The 20,382-nt window shown below is 45.4% G+C and carries 18 protein-coding genes; 7 read left to right on the top strand and 11 right to left on the bottom strand.

Features of this window, described 5'->3' with window-relative positions:
- Positions 1–8 precede the first annotated feature (8 nt).
- Positions 9–380, top strand: a complete 372-nt coding sequence (locus tag I3248_RS01140; RefSeq protein ID WP_238062238.1) for a CrcB family protein — start codon at positions 9–11, stop codon at positions 378–380.
- A gap of 120 nt (positions 381–500) precedes the next feature.
- Here the strand turns inward: I3248_RS01140 and I3248_RS01135 are convergent, their stop codons facing one another.
- The 6 genes from I3248_RS01135 to potA all read right to left on the bottom strand — a co-directional run bounded on the left by I3248_RS01135 (position 501) and on the right by potA (position 6,538).
- A complete protein-coding gene (locus tag I3248_RS01135) occupies positions 501–1,316 on the bottom strand; it encodes a PhzF family phenazine biosynthesis protein (protein ID WP_238062237.1) in 816 nt (271 codons plus the stop codon).
- Between the two features lie 171 nt (positions 1,317–1,487).
- Entirely contained in the window at positions 1,488–2,048 is a 561-nt protein-coding gene (locus tag I3248_RS01130; protein ID WP_238062236.1) for a hypothetical protein, read from the bottom strand.
- Between the two features lie 238 nt (positions 2,049–2,286).
- Positions 2,287–3,177: a LysR family transcriptional regulator gene (locus I3248_RS01125; RefSeq protein ID WP_238062235.1), complete on the bottom strand. Its 891-nt coding sequence runs from the start codon at positions 3,175–3,177 to the stop codon at positions 2,287–2,289.
- Positions 3,178–3,483: 306 nt separating this feature from the next.
- Positions 3,484–4,317 carry a spermidine/putrescine ABC transporter permease PotC gene (potC, locus tag I3248_RS01120; protein ID WP_238062234.1) on the bottom strand — a complete coding sequence of 278 codons (834 nt, stop codon included), beginning with the start codon at positions 4,315–4,317 and terminating at the stop codon, positions 3,484–3,486.
- On the bottom strand, positions 4,317–5,195 hold the full coding sequence (gene potB / locus I3248_RS01115) for a spermidine/putrescine ABC transporter permease PotB (protein ID WP_025645061.1): 879 nt from the start codon (positions 5,193–5,195) through the stop codon (positions 4,317–4,319). Before potB ends, potC begins: the two co-directional genes overlap by 1 nt.
- Positions 5,195–6,538: a spermidine/putrescine ABC transporter ATP-binding protein PotA gene (gene potA / locus I3248_RS01110; protein ID WP_238062233.1), complete on the bottom strand. Its 1,344-nt coding sequence runs from the start codon at positions 6,536–6,538 to the stop codon at positions 5,195–5,197. Before potA ends, potB begins: the two co-directional genes overlap by 1 nt.
- Before the next feature lie 340 nt (positions 6,539–6,878).
- Between potA and I3248_RS01105 the strand changes: the two genes are divergently transcribed.
- From I3248_RS01105 to I3248_RS01095, 3 genes are all read left to right on the top strand, one after another.
- The gene (locus I3248_RS01105) at positions 6,879–7,517 is read left to right on the top strand and encodes a carbonic anhydrase (protein WP_238062232.1); all 639 of its coding nucleotides are present in this window, start codon (positions 6,879–6,881) and stop codon (positions 7,515–7,517) included.
- Positions 7,518–7,671: 154 nt separating this feature from the next.
- The gene (gene gloA / locus I3248_RS01100) at positions 7,672–8,235 is read left to right on the top strand and encodes a lactoylglutathione lyase (RefSeq protein WP_201600619.1); all 564 of its coding nucleotides are present in this window, start codon (positions 7,672–7,674) and stop codon (positions 8,233–8,235) included.
- Positions 8,236–8,312: 77 nt separating this feature from the next.
- The gene (locus I3248_RS01095; protein ID WP_238062231.1) at positions 8,313–9,287 is read left to right on the top strand and encodes a mechanosensitive ion channel family protein; all 975 of its coding nucleotides are present in this window, start codon (positions 8,313–8,315) and stop codon (positions 9,285–9,287) included.
- 124 nt (positions 9,288–9,411) lie between these two features.
- On the opposite strand, the gene I3248_RS01090 is transcribed toward I3248_RS01095, so the two are convergent.
- From I3248_RS01090 to ribA, 3 genes are all read right to left on the bottom strand, one after another.
- Entirely contained in the window at positions 9,412–9,882 is a 471-nt protein-coding gene (locus tag I3248_RS01090; RefSeq protein ID WP_238062230.1) for a cytochrome c, read from the bottom strand.
- 391 nt (positions 9,883–10,273) lie between these two features.
- Positions 10,274–11,263, bottom strand: a complete 990-nt coding sequence (hemF, locus tag I3248_RS01085; RefSeq protein WP_201610134.1) for an oxygen-dependent coproporphyrinogen oxidase — start codon at positions 11,261–11,263, stop codon at positions 10,274–10,276.
- 62 nt (positions 11,264–11,325) lie between these two features.
- Positions 11,326–11,973, bottom strand: a complete 648-nt coding sequence (gene ribA, locus I3248_RS01080; RefSeq protein WP_201557547.1) for a GTP cyclohydrolase II — start codon at positions 11,971–11,973, stop codon at positions 11,326–11,328.
- A 675-nt stretch (positions 11,974–12,648) separates the two neighbouring features.
- Between ribA and dxs the strand changes: the two genes are divergently transcribed.
- Together dxs and I3248_RS01070 are read left to right on the top strand one after the other, a co-directional pair.
- Positions 12,649–14,778 carry a 1-deoxy-D-xylulose-5-phosphate synthase gene (dxs, locus tag I3248_RS01075; protein ID WP_238062229.1) on the top strand — a complete coding sequence of 710 codons (2,130 nt, stop codon included), beginning with the start codon at positions 12,649–12,651 and terminating at the stop codon, positions 14,776–14,778.
- A gap of 83 nt (positions 14,779–14,861) precedes the next feature.
- Positions 14,862–15,692: an inositol monophosphatase family protein gene (locus I3248_RS01070; RefSeq protein ID WP_025645079.1), complete on the top strand. Its 831-nt coding sequence runs from the start codon at positions 14,862–14,864 to the stop codon at positions 15,690–15,692.
- 163 nt (positions 15,693–15,855) lie between these two features.
- On the opposite strand, the gene I3248_RS01065 is transcribed toward I3248_RS01070, so the two are convergent.
- Both I3248_RS01065 and I3248_RS01060 read right to left on the bottom strand, forming a co-directional pair.
- A complete protein-coding gene (locus tag I3248_RS01065) occupies positions 15,856–17,250 on the bottom strand; it encodes a wax ester/triacylglycerol synthase family O-acyltransferase (RefSeq protein ID WP_238062228.1) in 1,395 nt (464 codons plus the stop codon).
- A gap of 408 nt (positions 17,251–17,658) precedes the next feature.
- Complete coding sequence (locus I3248_RS01060) at positions 17,659–18,492, bottom strand: thiazole synthase (protein ID WP_227675455.1); 834 nt, start codon at positions 18,490–18,492, stop codon at positions 17,659–17,661.
- Between the two features lie 350 nt (positions 18,493–18,842).
- On the opposite strand from I3248_RS01060, the gene gspE reads away from it, so the two are divergent.
- On the top strand, positions 18,843–20,357 hold the full coding sequence (gene gspE, locus I3248_RS01055) for a type II secretion system ATPase GspE (RefSeq protein ID WP_201557544.1): 1,515 nt from the start codon (positions 18,843–18,845) through the stop codon (positions 20,355–20,357).
- Positions 20,358–20,382 lie beyond the last annotated feature (25 nt).

Genomic DNA, 20,382 nt, shown 5'->3' with positions numbered 1-20,382 from the left:
GATAATCTATGCAGTGGCTAGCAATAGGCTTAGGAGCAGCATTAGGCGCGTGTTTACGTGGCTATTTAGCGCGCTTTAATCCACTGCATCACTGGATACCGCTTGGTACGCTTGGCGCAAATGTCTTGGGCGGCCTGCTGATTGGCCTTGCGCTCGTCTGGTTTGAGCGTATGGGTAGCGATTTATCGCCTAATATCAGACTGTTTGTGATTACTGGGTTTTTGGGTGGATTGACGACCTTTAGTACCTTTAGTGCTGAGGTATTTACTTTTATTAGTACGGGTAAAGTATTGGCAGGGCTAGGATTGATTGGATTGCACGTTGGATTGACACTGCTGGCAACCGCGCTTGGGTTTTATTTCTTTAAGCTAGTTTTGTAGGTGTTGATAGATATTAATCGTTCAATGGTCTGTTATAAGTGGTTCGCTTATAACAGTCTGTTTTAAGTAGTATATTAATAGGTTTGAAGGGTGAAATAGGTGGTTCACTTGGGGTATACACTAAACATGGATAAATCCTGTCAAATACTGCACTGCATTGCCAGAAATAAGTACTCGGTCATCTGATACTACACATTCAAGTATTCCGCCTCGACTTGACGCCTGATAGGCTAACAATTCATCTTTACCCAAACGTTCTGCCCAAAACGGTGCGAGCCCAGTATGAATCGATCCAGTTACTGGATCTTCATCACCACCATTAGCAGGCCAAAAGTATCGAGAAATAAAGTCGTAAGATTTAAGATCTTCTGATTGAGACTGACAAGTAACAACTACATCTAAAGGTGCAAGTTGCTTCAAAACTTCATTATCACGTATTACGTTTAGAACATCGGACTTAGTATTGTAAATAACAAAATACGCTTGCGAATTGCGATAGACTTCAACAGGAGCAATAGATAGACCCGACAATAAGCTGTTTGGAATACTATCTAATTTCTTGGGCTTAGTATTCGGGAAGTCCATTCGTATTTTGCCAGCGCTCGTTTGCACGATTGTTAATACTCCAACCGCTTTTGCTGAAAGCTTAATTGTTTTTAAAGTAGAGTTCTTATTAAATAAGACAAAAGCGGAGGCTAAGGTTGCATGACCACAGAAATCAATCTCAGTCATTGGAGAGAACCAGCGAATATGATAATTTGTTTCTTTATTTGACTCATCTGGCACTAAAAAGGCAGTTTCGGATAAGTTATTTTCCATTGCAACAGATTGCATTAATTCTGCGCTCAGCCAACTATCAGTGATAATAACTGCTGCTGAATTTCCCTTAAAAACGGTATCGGTGAAAGCGTCAACGATGTTGATTTCGAGTTGCATTCTCTGTCCTTAAATAAGTATATCGTTTCATTAGTTGGGTGGATTAGCTTGCCCATTTTATTTTGAAAAGTACACAGCTATGTACATCGTAATATTATGAATAACTTGGATCATTGATAAAAATATCTTATAGCCGAGAATTCAAGTCCTCACTAGGGAACCGTATCCTCTTTACTCTATAAAATCCATAAAACGCCAAAACCAGTAAGAAAAGAATGCTATAAATATAATAAAACCCATATTCATATACGTATTCATACCCTTTATAGCGTCTAAAGTCCCCTGATAAGTGATTACCTCCTTAATTCCAGCTTCGAGATCTTCCACATCAAGACTTACCATCTGTCTAATTCCATTATGAAACCCTAGAAAATCTTTCTGTATATACCACCCTATCACGGCTTTTTTACCTTCAACCGGTTCTAAATATTTTTTGCCAAAACAAGAGGAGTCAGTATCAAAAGCTGAATAGCTGCACCCATATACTTCTTTACGGTTAAGATTACTGAGATCTAACAACATAAAAATATGATTTCCCTCACCTACGTCCAAACTGCCTACAATACCTTCACTATAATTAAGCTCAGACTCTAAAGGGAAGTCTCTACCTTGCCAACTCAGTATTGCCCAGGCTATTAGCCCTATCCAAGTTAATAGAAGAATGACTATTTGAACTTTTCTAGTTAATGTTAATACTTTGAATTGTTTCAGTCGTTTTGTTAAGTGTTTCACTTAATATCAAGCCCTTTTACTAAATCGGCCATTAAATCTTTATCCGTTTGTCTGCTCAAAAAATCCAACAAATTATCAGCTGTGTATTTCTTTAAATGTATACGTGTTCTAAGCCTTTAGTAAAAATCATACTATGAAAGACGTAATATTTAGTTAGAGTATGGACTAGTCTGCAACTCGCAACTATCTTCAAAAACTAAATATTGTTCTCATAACGAGTGTTATGACAAATAAAGCTCTAAACCGGCTTAACAATCCCATCAAGTAAACTCGCAAAACCCTGCATATAAGCCATATCTTGGCTCGCCGTGCGCGTTGCGGCATAAAGCTGACAATACACGCCATTGCCTAACGGACGGGAGACCACCCAGCCTTTTTTCTCATACTCGCTTACTACCCAATCAGGCAATGCTGCCACGCCGCGCTCGCTGGCGACCAGCTGGATGAGCATTGCGGTCAGCTCCGTGGTGCGAATATCGGCAAAGCTCACCTCGCTTGGCGTCATAAAATTAGCAATAATATCGAGGCGCTTGGCTTCGACTGGATAGGCGATTAAAGTCTCATCGATCAGGTCTGTAGACGTTACAAAGTCTCGCTCAGCCAAATCATGAGTGGGTGAGAGCACCAATCGGCTCTCATACTCAAATAACGGCTGATAGCTGATACCCTCAAGCGGTAAGTTACTGGTAGTAATCAATAAATCAATATCACCTTCCATCAGTAAATGATGCGGCTCAGGCTCAAAGCCAGTGGCAAAATCAAGCTCGACATCCGACCACTCGCGGCGATACTGGTTGAGTATTGGCATCAGCCAATCAAAGCAGCTATGGCACTCAGAGGCCAGTCGTAACCTGCCCGCTTGACCATGTGCCAAGCGCTTGAGGTTGGATTTGGTGCGGGTCACTTGCGGTAGGATACTGTCGGCCAGTGCCAGTACTATCTTACCTGCTGGGGTAAAGCTCAGCGGGCGCGTGCGGCGATTGACGAGGCTGATATCGTAGTAGTTTTCTAACTCTTTGAGTTGATGGGATACCGCAGACGCCGTGATATGTAGCTCGTCAGCGGCGGCGGCTAGTGAGCCATGGGCTCTAAGCGCGGTTAAGGTATTGAGATGACGAAGCTCTAGCATAAATAGCTCGGTAGTGAGGATGAAGTGCATTCATTATAAGCGATAAAGTGCTGAAGTTCACTCATAGCTAATAACTTCTCTAGCGACGACGTAATAATAGCTGTGAGATGACGACCAGTACCAAAGAGGCTGCCAGTAGCAACGTGCCGACAGCATTGACCTCAGGTTTTAGTCCTGAGAAGCGTTAAAAAATTGCACTGCAATTTTAGCTTTGCAAGGGAAGTTCTTTAAATAGAATTTCCAAGAAGCTTTTGTAAGGTTTTAAAGCTAGTCTAAAGGCGCCAGCCTACAACAGACCCTACTAACTTAACGCTTACGCAATAAGAGCTGCGACATAATCACTAATACTAATGAAGCAGCTAACAACAGCGTGCCGACGGCATTAACCTCAGGCTTAAGACCGACGCGTACCATAGAATATATTCGCAGCGGCAGGATCTCATAGCTTGGGCCAGTCACAAAGGTCGAGACCACCACATCATCGAGTGATAAGGTAAAAGCCAATAACCAACCGGCCATTACCGCAGGCAATATTACCGGAATCAGTACCGTACGTATCATCGTCGACTCAGATGCACCCAAATCGCGCGCTGCCTCCATCAGCCGCTCATCTAAGCTGCTCAAACGCGCAAAGACAGTAATGACCACGAACGGCAGGCAAAAAGTAATATGCGCTATCAGTAAAGACACAAAGCCTAGCTGTAAGCCTATCAATAAAAACAGTGCCAGTAGTGAGATAGCTAGGACAATCTCAGGCGACATCATTAGTACAAACAATAGGCCATTTAATAGCCCTTTACCGCGAAAATCATAGCGATGTAGTGCCATAGCAGTCAAAGTACCGATCAAAGTAGAGACGGTCGCTGCGATGAGTCCTAAGACGATAGAGTGCCAAAAAGCATCGAGCATCGCTTGATTATTAAACAGCGACTCGTACCACTTTAGGCTAAAACCGCCCCAGTTATAGCCCGTCTTAGACTCATTAAAAGACATGACTACTAGGACAATAATGGGTAAATACAGCAGTAGATAGATTAAGCTTAGATAGCCCTTGGCAAACAAATTTCCTAGTTTTAGCGGTTTATTGGTTTTTGTCGAGGATTGGTTTTTACTCATTGAGTTAGCAGAATTAGCAGACATCAGGCCACCTCATTGAAGTCAGTTTTGCCAATGCGTTTACTACTAGCGCGATAAGCTAAGAGTAATACCGCCATCGCAAGCGTCAATAGCACACTAGCCGCCGCGCCAAATGGCCAGTCGCGGGCATCTAAAAATTGATTTTTGATGATGTTACCAACGAGTAGGTTGCGCGATCCGCCCAAGATATCAGCGACATAAAACATGCCCATCGCCGGTAGCAGCACGAGTAAGACACCAGAGATGATACCGGGCGTTGTAAGTGGCAACACTATGTGCCAAAAAGTCTGCCGCCTGCTTGCACCCAAATCTTGTGACGCCAAGAGCATGTCATCACGCAAGTCAGTAAATACCGCGTACAACGGCAGCACCATAAAGGGGAAGAGGAGATAAGTTAGGCCAACGATCACTGCGCCTTGGGTGTAGAGCATATTGATAGGCGTCTCGATGATACCGATGGCAAGCAGTGCCTTATTAATAAGGCCATTCGTCGCTAGTAGCAGCTTGAGCGCATAGACCCGCACTAAGGAGTTGGTCCAAAACGGTAATATCAGCAGCAGCATAAGCAAAGGCTGCCAGCGCAGATGAACACGAGAGACCAGCCAAGCAAACGGATAACCGAGTAATAAGCACAGCACAGTAGTAATACCCGCCATCCATAACGAATGGGCAAACACCTCAAAATACAGCGGGTCAAGCAAGCGTAGATAGCTGTCAATAGTGACAGGTAAGCTGATAAAATCGCTCGTATCGCGTGTCAAAAAACTGACCGCAATGACTAAGATATTGGGCAGTAGCGCAAATATCAGCAGCCAGCCCCATATCAGCCATAAGGTAACCGTGCGAAAAGCGCCTTTACTAGTTAAGCTACTACCCGCCATTAGTCCATATCCTTTTGCATAGCGTTAGGGCCTCTCATAGTATCGGCGGTCACCGCTTCAGCGGCTGCATGATTGAAAGCCGCGTCATCAGCCGTACCATCGCTAGTAGAGGTGTCATTTGGTAATAGCCACTCCCAACCATCGACCCAAGAGACTTTTACCGCCTCATGCATTTTGTAATCAAAGCTTGGATCTTCTTCATCGAAGAACTCTGAGGCTTTAATGATATGGCCGTTTTCAAGCTCAATGATCGAGTCTAAAGTGCTACCTTTATAATTGCTTTCAATCACACGGCCTAGTAAGCCTGTATGCGTCTCATCTTTAGGATCATAAATCCGCAGATCCTCAGGTCGTAGTAGGAGGTTGACCTTGTCACCGACTTGCACGGCATTGGCAAAATCAGGACGGCGCAGATTGCGTAGATGAGGGGCATCAGTTGTATGATCCTGCGCTTCACAGACCTCAACTTCGATACGGCCATTGGTGATCTGGCCATTGCGATCAGGCTGATCAGGATAGACGCCGTGTACTTTTGCTTCAAAGAGATTGGCCTCGCCGATGAATTTGGCGGTGAATAAATTGGCCGGAGTTTCATAGATTTGGATAGGGGTGCCAATTTGTTGGAATGTACCGTCTTTCATCACCGCGATACGATCCGACATCGATAGCGCCTCTTCTTGATCATGAGTCACAAACACAAAGGTGATGCCAAGCTCGCGCTGCAGGCGTTTGAGCTCTGATTGCATCTGCAAGCGCAGTTTGTGATCGAGGGCGGAGAGTGGCTCATCAAGTAGTAATAGCTTGGGGCGATTGATAACGGCGCGGGCAATAGCGACGCGCTGCTGCTGGCCACCAGACAGATCTTGCGGACGGCGATTGGCTAGATGCTCCATCTGCACCATAGCTAACATCTCACGCACGCGGGTTTGTATCTCCGCCTTAGGTACTTTTTTAATCTTTAGGCCATAAGCGACGTTTTGCGCAACTGTCATATGCGGAAATAAAGCGTACTGCTGAAATACAGTATTGACCGGACGCTTATCAGCGGGCAAACCTGCCATTTGCATACCATCGAGTTGAATCTTACCAACACTTGGTTGCTCAAACCCTGCAATCAGACGCAGCAAGGTAGTTTTGCCGCAACCAGACGGCCCAAGCAGCGTCAAAAACTCGCCATGCTTGATGTCGAGCGTGATGTCCTTGAGGACTTCGGTCTGATCGTAAGACTTTTTGATACCTGTCAGTTGCAGTAGCGTCTTACCAGTAGCATCTGTGCTATTAGTCTGAGTGCTATCAGTCTGAGTGTTATTGGTTTGAGCAGTGGGCGCGGGCGAGTCAGTCATGAACGAAAGTCCTGATTATCCAAATCAATCTCATATATAGCGAGAGTCAAGTGCGGGTTATTATAACAAACCCGCTGCGCAAATAAGTGCAAGTTCAGTATCGATTGCAAGAGCTTGCTGGTTAGTCATTGTAATAAAAGAGCAAACCGCTCGTAACCATAAAAAGCAAATTTTCATTATTAATCGCTTTTTTATTGCTATACAATTATTACGATTACTGGTTGAATAAAGTCTTTACCAGTGACTACTTTATGATCTAAGTGAGCGGGTTTTGAAGCCTGTGCTCGTAGCCAATTATCTACCCATATCTACCCAAAAGTTATTTAAGGAAGGATATCTTATGACAGCCGAGAACCGCCCAGCAACAGGCGCTGAAGCATTAGAGATGTTGAAGCAAGGTAACGCCCGCTACGTTGACAGTCTCACCAGTACCGATGAATATATGCAGCGTCGTCCAGAGTTGGTCAAAGATCAAAATCCATTAGCCATTATTTTGGGCTGCTCGGATGCACGAGTACCTGTTGAGATTGTCTTTGATCAAGGCTTGGGGGATTTGTTTGTCATACGTGTGGCCGGCAATGTAGTGGCGCCATCACAGATTGGCTCAATTGAGTTTGCGGCCGAAGCTTTCGGTACGCAGTTGGTGGTGGTCCTTGGACACTCAAAATGCGGTGCTGTCACAGCTTGCGTCGAGACACTGATCAATCCTGAGCAGAACTATTCACCTAATTTGCAATCGATCGTTGATCGTATTCGCCCAAGTGTCTATAACTTGCATGAGCTGGCAACGGCCAATGGTCAAGACGTCGATGCCGATGAGCTGGTTGATCGCTCTATCCGTGCCAACGTGCGCATGTCAGTGAGTCAGCTCAGACATGGATCGCGGGCACTAGAGGATTTGACTAACAGTGGTCAGCTACTTGTTGTCGGTGCTGAGTATGACCTAGAGACCGGAAAGGTGAGGTTCTTAGACAGCTAATATATATCTAAACATGAACATACTTTGTTCATATTCTTACAAAACCCTATCAATTATTTTGCCAATTTTTATTATGATGAAAGAACCAAACGAATTGCGATCATCGTGATTCGCTTATTTATAACTGCATTTTCTAAATTATATTGGGATAATTATGTCTACTCCATCTAGTAATAATAACGCAACCATCGCACAGCCTGCGAGCAGTATCAGTACAGATGGCGTCCAGTCAATCTCTACGCAAACGACAGGATTTACTTTCAATCACACTATGCTACGCGTCAAAGATCCTGCCAAGTCATTGGCGTTTTATACTGGCGTGTTGGGTATGACACTGCTTGCGGTCAAAAAATTCCCTGATATGGAATTTGATCTGTATTTCTTGGCAAAGCTAACTGAGAGCGAGCGTGAGAACCTGCCTACTGGTGATGATTTAGAAATCTTTGCTTTCCGTCAGCGCGGTATCTTAGAGCTGACCCATAATTATGGCACTGAGACAAAAGCTGACTTTAGCTATCATGATGGCAACCAAGACCCTCAAGGCTTTGGACACATTTGTTTTAGCGTACCGAACCTAGATGAAGCCATCGCTTGGTTTGATAAGAACGATGTTGAGTTCAAAAAACGTCCAGAAGATGGCAGCATGAAAAACATTGCCTTTATCAAGGATGTTGATGGCTACTGGATTGAAATCGTACAAGCTGATTTGATGTCATAACTGGCAAAACAGTAGTGAGATGTTCATTTATTTATCCCCTTAAACGCGCGCTAAAACAGCAATAGGAGCAACCCTTTATGCCCACCCCCGACGTGAGTCGCCTATCGAACACGCTAACCGATGGTGTAACCATCTATCAACAAGTGGTCTATACCACGCAAGACTTGGCAAGCGGCTTTATTGAGCGCATTCCATATTTTGTAGCGGCGCTCATTGTGTTGGGGATTTTTTGGCTATTGTCGATACTTTTCAAAAAAGTCGTGCATAAAACCTTAGGCGCGCGCGTGCGTCATCAAAACTTGGTGAAAGTGTTTCAGCGCATAGGCGGGGCATTGATATTTTTTATTGGCTTTATGATCGCCATGGTTGTTGCTGTTCCAGGATTTACACCAGCCAAATTAATCGGCGCGCTGGGTATTGGTTCGGTGGCGATTGGTTTTGCCTTCAAAGACATCTTCCAAAACTTATTATCTGGTATTTTGTTACTTATCTCAGAGCCGTTTCGTATCGGTGATCAAATCGTCTCAGGGGACTACGAAGGAACGGTAGAAGATATCAAAATCCGTGCAACGACGATTAGAACCTATGATGGCCGGCAAGTAGTGATTCCAAACTCAGATTTGTATACCTCGGCATTAACCGTCAATACCGCTTATAAGCAGCGCCGCTTGCAGGTAGAGGTCGGTATCGGCTATGAGGATGATATCGAAACAGCAAAAGCTGAGATTCTACAAGCTTTGGATAAAGTTGAGAGCGTATCGAAAAAAGCGACGCCAAGCGTGATTGCGACAGGGTTTGGTGGTTCATCTATGGATCTGATGGTTCGCTGGTTCATCGAGGATGGCACGCAGGCTAATAAGGTCGCTTCTATTCATCAAGTCATCGTAGAAGTCAAAAAAGCGCTGGATGCAGCCGGTATCAATATTCCTTTCCCTATACGTACAATAGATTTGAGCGATCCTTCAGTGAAATCTATTGTTGAGCAGATAAATAAGCAGCAAGATGACAATGTTAATGATGATGATAATGCCAAAAAAGCGGAGACAGAGTAATTTGCTTAGAGCGTTATTTCAAAGAGCTGCGTTAGCGTGAGATTTTTTGTCAATAAAAAACCGCCAAATCAGCAGATAAGGCGGTTTTTTGTGTCAGGTGGTTTTGACGGATGTTGCTCTGGACTTAGTCAGTTTTGACTTTAAAGTCGGTATGACATGACTTACAGCTAGCGCCTACTTTTTTAAAGGCAGGTGCAAAGTCATCGACGCTAGTGGCGCTCTGAGCGGCGTTATTCAATTCAGCGGTCACTTGTTGAAATTTCTCTGACTCAGCGACAAAGCTTGCATTATCGCTCCAAACCGCTTCGGTCGCATTACCAATGGCTTCTTGGTTTTCAAAATGTGCCCAAGGGTTTTGTGACGCTTCTGCCAAAAATGAGGTTTGGTCTTTTAAAAGCTCTGCATCAAAGGTATCTGGCGCTTTTACCATATCGCCTATAATACCCATCGCATCACCATAATCTTTCATAATATCTTGACGGGCTTTGACATCAGGGTCTAAAGGTGCGCTACAAGCAGTTAGGCCTAGAGCAGCAGACATCAAAGCGATGCCAAAGATAGATTTTATTGGGGTTTTGCGGTGAAGGGATAGCATATGCAAACTTCCTTATTTAATGGCTATTAAGTTAGGCGCATTATCTCATGCTTTGCCTAAATAGTGGCTGTTGTTAAAGGGTGATTCTCAACTAAAAAGTAGTACAAATTAAAAGTATGATAAAAGCACCCTTATTTTTTATACTTATTGCCCTAAATATATAGGGTGCAGCGATGAGTTGTGTAGAGTATTTGTGTAATTGATCCGTTATAAAGGCTCTGTAACGATAAAGGTCAGCTATAAAAGCTGACCTAAAAGTGAGTCTTCACGTATAGCGGACTATATTGCTGATTACCATATCTACTGTCAATAGCATCGCGCTATAAACTGTACCATAAGTAGTTTATAAAACACTTGTCGGTAAAAGCAGCGTTCATTGTATCGTCAAAAGCTATAAATTCAACCAATCACGCGGCTTCAAATAATAATCAGTCAGCTCAAACTCAGCCGTGCCGGGGCTTGGCTCAAAACGATAGTGCCAACTGGCAAGCGGCGGCATACTCACTAAGATAGACTCAATACGGCCGTTGCTCTGTAGGCCAAATAGCGTACCACGATCATAGACTAAGTTATACTCGACGTAACGACCGCGGCGATAGAGCTGAAATTGGCGCTGCTCATCGGTAAAGGGCGTGTCTTGACGCCGCTCAAAAATAGGTAAGATACCATCGAGATAGCCGTTGCCGACGGCTTTCATAAAGTCAAAGCATCTCTCAAAATCCCAGCCGCGACTCTCAAAGTTGACATCGTCATAGAACAGCCCGCCAATACCGCGCTGCTCATCACGATGACGCAGATGGAAGTACTCATCACACCACTGCTTAAAGTCAGGGTAGACAGTATCGCCAAAAGGCGCGCACAGATCGTGACAGACCTGATGCCAGTGTACGCAGTCAGCAAGCACCGGATAAAACGGCGTCAGATCAAAGCCGCCACCGAACCACCAAATCGGATCTTCGCCTTCGGCCTCAGCGACAAACAGACGCACATTTGCGTGGCTAGTAGGTACATTAGGGTTTTTGGGATGAACCACTAAGGAGACGCCCATCGCTTGCGCACGGCGACCAGCAATATTAGGATGGCGCGCGGTCGCTGAGGCTGGCAGATTATGCACGTGAATATGGCTGAACATCACGCCTGCTTTTTCGATAACCTCACCATCTGCCAAAATACAAGAGCGGCCGCCGCCACCTTCAGGACGCTCCCAATCATCTGGAACAAAAGTAGCAGTGCCGCCACCCTTACGCTCTTGCGCTTCTAACGCTTGACAGATATTCGCTTGTAGCTCAACTAAAAACGCTCGTACTCGCGCAATATCATCGTGAGTAGGGGTGACAGGCTCAGGGCGAGAATGACTGTTAGTGTTATCTGAATGACTCATAAAAATATCTATAGTATCTAGTGTATTTAGACGCTCAAGGTCTGTGTGTGCCAACTCAGCGCTTATTTATTAAGATGAATGGCAGTATTGAACTCTTTATCGAATAGATGCCCCATGCGATCGCGTTTGGTTGCCAAATAGTCAGCGTTAGCGTCATTGATACCAACGACTAGCGGAATGCGCTTAGCGACTTTGACACCGTTTTCGCTTAGATAAGCAACTTTATCGGGGTTGTTAGTAATGAGATGAACCTCATCCACACCGACGTGCGCAAGCATCGGCTGACACATATCATAAATGCGCGCATCTGCGGGCAAGCCTAACATTAAATTGGCATCTAAAGTATCATGGCCCTGATCTTGTAGCGCGTAAGCACGTATCTTATTGGTCAAACCGATACCGCGGCCTTCTTGGCGTAGATATAAGATAGCACCGCAGCCATTGTCTTGAATGGCCTGCATTGCGGTATTAAGCTGCGGACCACAATCGCATTTCAAAGAGCCAAAAGCATCGCCGGTTAAGCACTCAGAATGAATACGCACCAAAGGTATCGGCTGATCGTCTGCATTATCTTGCTTATTTTTCTTATCTATGGGCAAGCCTATGGTCAGCATTACATGCTCTTGACCATCTTCATTCTCAAAGACATGAATATCAAAATCGCCATGATGAGTAGGTAGGGCTGCGCTAGTAATAAATTGGTATGACATTTAGGTCCTGCAAAGGCCGATCATCGGATAATCAAATTCGTCACATTCAAGAACGGCTTTATTATCAATGAGGGTTTATAATTAAGGTTCGTTTATCTGTTTATGATGCTGTACACAAATGATAAGTAGAGATATGTCAGCACCCATAACTATTTGCTATAAGATAAACACCGACTATAAAAATACATAGGGTCTAATATTATAGAGTCTAATATTTTAATATATAGAGTCCAAAAGTGGTTGCGTCTATAGCACTATATTGTTGCTTTTATCCAAAATACTAGGGTCTGTTTAATATTTGCAAATGAGTATAGGGTAGATGCCGATTGAGCAGAAAAACACACAAAGTTCACAGACGATGCACGATGATTGAAGCGACAGATTAAAAAAAATGCTATTATGCCATACTATTTTAACAGATACAGTGACAAGTCTTTGTGCTCAGGCTACTGCATCGTCAACATTGCTTGCGATAAATGCAAAGTAATGGGGTATGCTATCAGCGCGTGGCGAGACGGTAATGAGTCTATTAGGTCAATGTCGATAGCCGCTGAGATAGCGCCTTCATCGCTTAATTATGTTTTATACCGCTCGCAGAGTCACTTGTAACATATATAATATAACAGTATGGTAAGGCGATGCCTTGTCAGCAGATTGGTAGGTATAGTACGGTTTATGCAGCAATCCCCTCATTCCTCACAGTCTTATTTATCAGCTGATTCGTCTACGTTACCAGCTTCTCATTCGACTACGCCCGTATCCGCATTGCAGCAAACTTATGTGCAGATTCCGCGTGTGCGTCCAAGCACGCCACTGCTCGATGCTATTGACTCGCCCAAAGACATTAAATCATTAAACACAGCAGAGCTGATAACCTTAGCCGATGAGCTACGGCTGTTTTTGTTGTATTCAGCTGGACAAAGCGGCGGTCATTTCGGTGCCAATCTAGGCGTCATTGAGCTGACTATCGTGCTGCACTATTTATTAGACACGCCAAGCGACCAGATTGTGTGGGATGTGGGGCATCAAGCTTATGCTCATAAAGTCCTGACTGGCCGCCGTGAGCAGCTACATAGTATTCGGTCAAAAGATGGGCTAACTGCATTTCCTGAGCGCGTAGAGTCCGTATATGACACCTTTGGCGTTGGACATTCCTCTACATCGATTTCAGCCGGTTTAGGTATGAGCTTGGCGCTGCGTTACCAAGGCCTTGAGCAGACCGTCGCTTGTGTGATTGGTGATGGGGCGATGACGGGCGGTATGGCTTTTGAGGCGATGAATGATGCCGTACAACAAGATGCTAACTTGCTGGTCGTCTTAAATGATAATGATATGTCAATCTCTTGCTCTATTGGCGGATTTTCGCGTCATTTAGCGATGCTCTGGGAGTCGGGCTATCAAGTCGATATCTCAGATGCTGGCGAGCCTATTTTATGCCACCGCCCTTATATGCAAGGCTTTGATCGCCGTAAACGCCACAAAGAGCATCGTGACGTGCCAGTGATAGAAGACAATTTATTTAAAGCGATAGGCTTTACTTATTTTGGCCCTTTTGATGGTCATAATATCCCTGAACTGGTGCGTGTGTTATCACTGGCCAAGCAAGTGTCAGGTCCAGTACTGGTGCATATCTATACCACCAAAGGCAAAGGCTTTGCGCCAGCGGAAGCGGATCCTGTGGGTTATCACGCTATTAGCAAACTGCCTGTTGAAACCAGTGCTAAGACCGATGCTACGCAAAATAATAGCACCAATAGCCAACAAACTCATAACGAAGAAAAAAGTGCTGAACAAGCGCCTATTGTTAATTGTGCCGCTACTTCTGCCTTAAAGTATTCGCAAGTTTTTGGGCAGTTTTTGTGCGATAAAGCCGCTACCGATGAGCGTCTGCTGGCTATCACGCCGGCGATGGAGGAAGGTTCAGGCATGACTGACTTTGCGCGTCAGTTCCCAGAGCGCTTTTTTGATGTGGCTATTGCAGAGCAGCATGCCGTCACTTTGGCTGCGGGTATGGCAACGCAAGACGTCAAACCGATCGTCGCTATCTATTCAACTTTTTTGCAGCGCGGCTATGATCAACTGATACACGACGTGGCACTACAAGATCTTGATGTTACCTTTGCTATCGATAGAGCTGGACTTGTCGGTGAAGATGGCGCGACTCATGCTGGAGTCTTTGATTTTGCGTTTTTACGCTGCGTACCCAACATGATAATCGCCGCGCCAAAAGACGAAAACGAGTGTTATCAGTTATTGAACACTTGTTATGAGTATAAAGGTGCCGCTGCAGTCCGTTATCCACGAGGAAATGGCATTGGTGCGGTCATCGAGCGCCCGCTGCAGCAATATAAAGTCGGGCAGGCGGTGGTAGAGTCTGTACTCGGAGATGATAATGCGCCCACTAAGCTTACGATTTTGGCTTTTGGTACTATGGTCGCGACAGCGCAAGAGGCCGCAGTCCGTATCATTGATCAAAGCCGTAGCAGCGAAGATACGCTACAAGTACAAGTAGTCAATATGCGCTGGGTCAAACCTTTAGATAGCGAGCTGATTGAGTCAATACTTGCGCAAGGAGTGACTCATATCGCAACTTTAGAGGAGCATATGCTTATGGGCGGCGCCGGCAGTGCGGTTAATGAGTATCTGCTTAATGACTCTGCCGCTTTTAGACAGCAGCGGCCTTTACTGCGCAACATTGGGATTACCGATCGGTTTATCGCTCATGGCTCGCAAGCTGAGCAGTGGGCTGATAGTGGTCTAGATGTCATGGGAGTCGTCAAGCAGCTCCAGCAGCTTTTATCATAGAGTTTTTATCTCTAAGTTTTTTTCAGTATTTTTTTTCTTCAATTTTTACATATTATTTTATCACTCAAGTAAATAGGTTATTTATGGAACCCATGGTCGTTATCGCAGCGCGTGCTGCCGAAAAAGTCGGTAAAGAGATACTATACGCGCATCAAAACCGTCACAAAGTCGAGCTAGACACTGAGTCAAAAGGGCTCGATGGTTTAGTGACTCGTATCGACCGCTATAGCGAAGAGTTAACGATTGCCACGCTCAAAGCCAGCTATCCTGACCACTCGTTTTTAGGAGAAGAGTTTGGTAGACAAGACGGCCGCGGCGAAGATGCGGACTGGTGCTGGATTATCGATCCGTTAGATGGCACTAAGAACTTTGTCCACGGTGTACCGCAGTTTTGTGTGTCTATCGCTGTGCAGTACAAAGGCGTCACTGAGCATGGCGTCGTTTACGATCCAGTACGTGATGAGATGTTTTCAGCCAGCCGCGGCAAAGGCGCGCGTTTGAACAACCGCCGCATGCAAGTCACCGATCGCAAAACTTTAGAGGGCGGTCTATTCACTACCGGTCATCCTTTAGAGCGTCATCGTAACGGCGAAGTCGTCTCTTATGCCAAACAGCACTTTGAGAGCTTACAAAAAATCTCTGAGGCGGGCGGGCAAGTACGCCGTCTAGGCTCAGCAGCGCTAGATTTGTGCTACGTAGCTGCCGGTCGTTTTGATGGCTATTTTGAGATGTCTATCAAGCCTTGGGATATCGCTGCAGGCGAGCTGATTGTCACTGAAGCTCGCGGCACAGTAGTCGATCACACTGGCGCTCATAACTCTATGACTTCAGGCTCGATCTTTGCCTGTAATGTCAAACTGTTAAAACCCCTTATGCAAACGGTCGTCCCTTGCTGGGGTGACGCGCTACAGTAGTTAACTAACATCAGTTAAACAGCGCTAGGTTTAAATAACTGATGCAAAGCGGTAAAACCAATAGTAAAGCTATTAGCAAAAAGCTGACCTCATAGAGGTCAGCTTTTTTATTGATTCAAGATAAAGCATGAGCCTCAATGACTAACGAATTGATGGCGTCAAATTAGTAGCGAACGCCTAAGCGCTTCTCTTCGCAGATATTCTCAAGCAAGCTCAGCTCCTCTTCCATAAGCAGTAAAATATCCTGTACGCGGGGTAGCAGCTTACTGCACGCGGTGATACAAAACTCAATCTTATCTAAGTAAGTCGCCAAAGTAATATTCAACGCTTGGCCATCGACCAAAATGGAGGCTGGATATAGTGCTTTTAGCGGCGCGCCATTCCAGTATAGCGGCTCTTTTGAGCCGGGTACGTTAGAGATAATCAGGTTAAACGCTTGTTTTTTGGGGAATATTCCCGTTAGAACGTTGAGACCCTCCCAAGCGTAAGCGATGGCGCTATAGTTAATAACTTGCGCCTTATTCATGCGGCGAAAGCGGCGCTTACCACTATTCATACTGTCATGAATCAATTGCATCCGCTTAATGGGGTCTTCAAGATGTGTCCCCAAATTAGCCATCAAAAAGGAGATTTGATTACCAGAGGCGCTCTCATCTTTACGTAGAGACATAGGAACAAACGCAATCAAAGGCTTGCTCGGTAGCGCCTCCATAGTGAGTAGATAGCGACGGATAGCACCGGCACAAACCGCGAGTACCACGTCGTTTTGATTGACACCAAAGGCATCGGCAATAGTATGAAAACGCTGTAAATCATAGGACTGCGCAGCGATACGACGTGAGGCTGAGATACGCTGATTGAGCACACTCATCGGCGCATCAAAGGTACCGACATAATCGGGCTTACCATTGTGTTTAAAGTTATCGATAAGTTCTGTAAATACCGGCTTGATAGTCGATAGCTGCTCTTTAATGATACGCGAAGCGGAGCGGGCAGTGGGAAGTAGGTTTTCAGCTTTTTTGCCATGACGGGTGATGAGTGACCAGATAGGTAGCGTCACCGGCTCATTAGGTGATTGTGACAAAGCCTTTTGTACCAGACGCATCGCGGCAATACCATCGACTAAAGAGTGGTGGATTTTGAAGTATAAAGCGAAACGCTCAGGCATCCCTTCAGCTTCTGGCAAAATACCTTCGATAACGTGACACTCCCATAGCGGCATCGCTCGATCTAATAGGCGGCTATGCTCTTTAGAGATGTACATGAGCAGCTCACGTACGCGGCCAGGATTAGGCAGCGCTACGTGGCGAAAATGATGCTCAACATCGAACTGATCATCTGTCTTCCAAAATAGCAAGTTTTCTAATACTTGATTAAATGGAAAGCTTGGCGGCACTTCAGAGTTTTGCAGTTGCTGGACGAGCTGATAAACAAATTCGCTATCTTTTCCTTGTTCTTCTTCTGGCAATTCAAATAAAAATAAGCCGCCCACATGCATGGGCTGCTTACGAGACTCAAGGAGTAAAAAAAGCTGATCAACGGCTGTCATTAGTCGCATGCTAAATCCTTTTATGGCAGTAGGGCAATAGAGAGATAGTATAACTAATTCAATTAGGGCGTGTTGAACATTCACAAATGCGCACTGCTGATCGCTACTAGTTAATCAAAGCTGTGTTCTAGTCTAAGTGAAAATTGCAGATAATGCTTATTGCATTGGTTAGCTGATTTTATTTAAACAGTCGCAACGACTAGGGCGATTTTAGCATCAGCCCTCACGACAACAACAGGGACAGGACTATTTTTTGCCGCTTTATTGATAAAAATAGACGCTTAGAACGACTAAACTTACCATTTTTATCTGCAAATCGCCTAAAAAATAGTCTCTGTCAGTGCCATGTTCGAATGTTCAACACGCCCTAATATTCACTAAAAATAATATAAAGCAAAGCTCAGCTGATTCTAATGACTACTGAAAGAAATAACCAGTTTGTGGCGAGCTGGCAGTCGCCACTTTGCGCATTGGCATACGCCCTGCTAAGAAGGCGGCGCGGCCAGCACGAACGGCTTGCTTCATAGCCTCAGCCATCAAGACTGGGTTTTGTGCATGAGCAATCGCTGAGTTCATCAGCACCCCATCACAGCCAAGCTCCATCGCTATAGCGGCATCGGAGGCAGTACCTACGCCTGCATCAACTAAGACTGGCACGTTGGCATTTTCAATAATTAAGCTCAGAGTGTGGCGGTTTAGCAGGCCAAGACCTGAGCCGATAAGGCTTCCTAAAGGCATAATAGCAACGCAGCCCATACTCTCTAATTCCTGAGCGACGATAGGATCATCTGAGGTGTAGACCATGACCTCAAACCCATCATCGATGAGCACTTTAGCCGCCTTTAGAGTCTCAGTGACATTAGGGTAGAGGCTTTTTTCATCACCGAGTACTTCAAGCTTGACAAGGTTGTGACCGCCTAATAGCTCACGGGCCAATTTACAAGTGCGTACCGCGCTATCGGCATCGAAACAACCAGCAGTATTGGGTAGTATGGTATATTTATCTGGCGAGATGACTTCTAGTAGATTAGGCTCATCGCTATTTTGGCCGATATTGGTGCGGCGAATAGCGACAGTGACAATCTCAGCCTCAGAGGCAGTAATTGCTTCACCTGTTTGGGTTAGATCTTTATATTTGCCCGTACCGACCAGCAGCCTCGATGAAAATGTCCGGCTACCTACGGTGAAAGTATCTAGCTGGTCTACAGTTGCAGCGCTGTGGTCGTTAGCTGTCGTTATCGCTTGTGACATATCATAAGTCCTGATAGCTTATTCATGAGGATGGTGTGAAGGATACAGATGCTGAAACAACGATTAAAAAAGAGCTATTTCAGTATTGTATTGAGCCAAATAAGTTAAACATTATCAACATAACATAGTGAATCAATAGTACAGTCTAGCTATTATCTAAGCGCTCAAAAGTAGCAAAAGTGTTATTATAACAAAATCATAGAAGCTTACTAAAAAACTTTCGACGCTATCTTTAGCGCTATAAAATAACGGTTGACGTGCTTGACGCGTAAGCTTTTTTTGATGTATCAGCTATGCTTAAGCTAATTTATTATTCCGTTTTTGGACTCTCTCGTTATTAGGTCAACATTATGATGCCACTGCCGTACAGCTTTGCTAAGCGCCATCAGTTATTGGCGATACCTGCCATCGATTCTGATATGCCGCCGACGCTGTTGCTGACTAAAGCGACGCCGTTATCGGCTATCAATGAAGCAGTGCGGTTTTTGCAGCAGCAAGGGCTACGCGCGGCGCCTGAGTATAGCAGCGTTAGTGCTGATGAGTTCGAAAAACGCATGAACGCCGCTTATGCAGGCAATACTGGTGAGTCGCAGCACATTGCCGCCGGCCTTGAGGATCACCCCGATCTCGATAGTTTGGCGGATAGTGTGCCTGAGACTGAAGACTTGATGGACAGCCAAGATGATGCGCCTATTATTCGGCTCATCAATGCGCTGTTATCTGAAGCAATCCGCTTGAATGCTTCAGATATCCATATCGAGACTTTTGAGAAGCGCTTAGTGGTGCGTTTTCGCGTTGATGGTGAGCTCAAGGAGATTATCACCCCCAAGCGGCAGCTGGCGCCCTTATTAGTCTCGCGTATTAAAGTAATGGCCAAGCTTGATATCGCTGAAAAGCGCGTACCGCAGGATGGGCGTATTAGTTTAAGACTAGCAGGACGAGAGGTGGATGTACGCGTATCGACGCTGCCCTCGAGCTTTGGTGAGCGGGTGGTGATGCGTCTGCTCGATAAGCAAGCGGGGCGTCTTAACATGACTTATTTGGGACTCGCTGATAACGATTACCATCAGCTTAAGCATTTAATTCATCGGCCGCACGGTATTATCCTAGTGACTGGCCCAACAGGTTCGGGTAAAACCACCACGCTTTATGCTGCTTTGACTGATCTTAACGATCAGACGCGCAATATCCTGACCGCCGAAGATCCGATCGAATTTCAGCTCGATGGTATCGGGCAGACGCAGGTCAATAATAAAGTTGATATGACCTTTGCCAAAAGCCTGCGCGCGATGCTACGTCAAGATCCAGATGTGGTAATGGTAGGGGAGATTCGAGATCTTGAGACCGCTGAGATTGCGGTACAAGCTTCTTTGACTGGTCACTTAGTGCTATCGACTTTGCATACTAACACGGCCATTGGTGCGGTTACGCGTCTGCAAGATATGGGCGTGGAGCCGTTTTTATTATCATCCTCACTGATCGGCGTGGTGGCGCAGCGCTTGGTGCGTACGCTATGTAGTCACTGTCATCGTTGGCAAGTTGCTGATACCGAGGAGGCTAAGCTGTTTAGCGAGATCGCTATCGACAATCAAAGCCAGATTAAGCTGCCAAAACCTGTCGGCTGTGATAAGTGCAATCAGTCCGGCTTTAAAGGACGTACCGCTATTTATGAGGTTGTGCCTATCGACGAGACCTTGCGGCGGATGATTCATAGTAATAGCGCCGAGTTTGAGCTTGAAAGCTACGCGCGCGCGCAGACGCCATCGATTCGCGCTGATGGCTTGCATAAAGTCATCGCGGGACGCACCACTTTGGAGGAGGTACTGCGAGTGACCAAAGAAAGCGCCCTGCTAGAGGACGCTTAAACTTAAATCAAGCATGAGACTGCGT

Origin of the sequence: Psychrobacter sp. Ps3 (assembly GCF_022129275.1) — a bacterium.
GTDB classification, from domain to species: domain Bacteria; phylum Pseudomonadota; class Gammaproteobacteria; order Pseudomonadales; family Moraxellaceae; genus Psychrobacter; species Psychrobacter submarinus.
The sequence above is the reverse complement of the archived record's forward strand: the minus strand, read 5'-3'. Positions and strand labels throughout refer to the sequence as shown.

Bases quoted from the DNA above. Each gene is read 5' to 3' on its own strand.
- I3248_RS01140 (WP_238062238.1), top strand. From the start codon at position 9: ATGCAGTGGCTAGCAATAGGCTTAGGAGCAGCATTAGGCGCGTGTTTA.
- I3248_RS01135 (WP_238062237.1), bottom strand. From the start codon at position 1,316: ATGCAACTCGAAATCAACATCGTTGACGCTTTCACCGATACCGTTTTT.
- I3248_RS01125 (WP_238062235.1), bottom strand. From the start codon at position 3,177: ATGCTAGAGCTTCGTCATCTCAATACCTTAACCGCGCTTAGAGCCCAT.
- potC (WP_238062234.1), bottom strand. From the start codon at position 4,317: ATGTCTGCTAATTCTGCTAACTCAATGAGTAAAAACCAATCCTCGACA.
- potB (WP_025645061.1), bottom strand. From the start codon at position 5,195: ATGGCGGGTAGTAGCTTAACTAGTAAAGGCGCTTTTCGCACGGTTACC.
- potA (WP_238062233.1), bottom strand. From the start codon at position 6,538: ATGACTGACTCGCCCGCGCCCACTGCTCAAACCAATAACACTCAGACT.
- I3248_RS01105 (WP_238062232.1), top strand. From the start codon at position 6,879: ATGACAGCCGAGAACCGCCCAGCAACAGGCGCTGAAGCATTAGAGATG.
- gloA (WP_201600619.1), top strand. From the start codon at position 7,672: ATGTCTACTCCATCTAGTAATAATAACGCAACCATCGCACAGCCTGCG.
- I3248_RS01095 (WP_238062231.1), top strand. From the start codon at position 8,313: ATGCCCACCCCCGACGTGAGTCGCCTATCGAACACGCTAACCGATGGT.
- I3248_RS01090 (WP_238062230.1), bottom strand. From the start codon at position 9,882: ATGCTATCCCTTCACCGCAAAACCCCAATAAAATCTATCTTTGGCATC.
- hemF (WP_201610134.1), bottom strand. From the start codon at position 11,263: ATGAGTCATTCAGATAACACTAACAGTCATTCTCGCCCTGAGCCTGTC.
- ribA (WP_201557547.1), bottom strand. From the start codon at position 11,973: ATGTCATACCAATTTATTACTAGCGCAGCCCTACCTACTCATCATGGC.
- dxs (WP_238062229.1), top strand. From the start codon at position 12,649: ATGCAGCAATCCCCTCATTCCTCACAGTCTTATTTATCAGCTGATTCG.
- I3248_RS01070 (WP_025645079.1), top strand. From the start codon at position 14,862: ATGGAACCCATGGTCGTTATCGCAGCGCGTGCTGCCGAAAAAGTCGGT.
- I3248_RS01065 (WP_238062228.1), bottom strand. From the start codon at position 17,250: ATGCGACTAATGACAGCCGTTGATCAGCTTTTTTTACTCCTTGAGTCT.
- I3248_RS01060 (WP_227675455.1), bottom strand. From the start codon at position 18,492: ATGTCACAAGCGATAACGACAGCTAACGACCACAGCGCTGCAACTGTA.
- gspE (WP_201557544.1), top strand. From the start codon at position 18,843: ATGATGCCACTGCCGTACAGCTTTGCTAAGCGCCATCAGTTATTGGCG.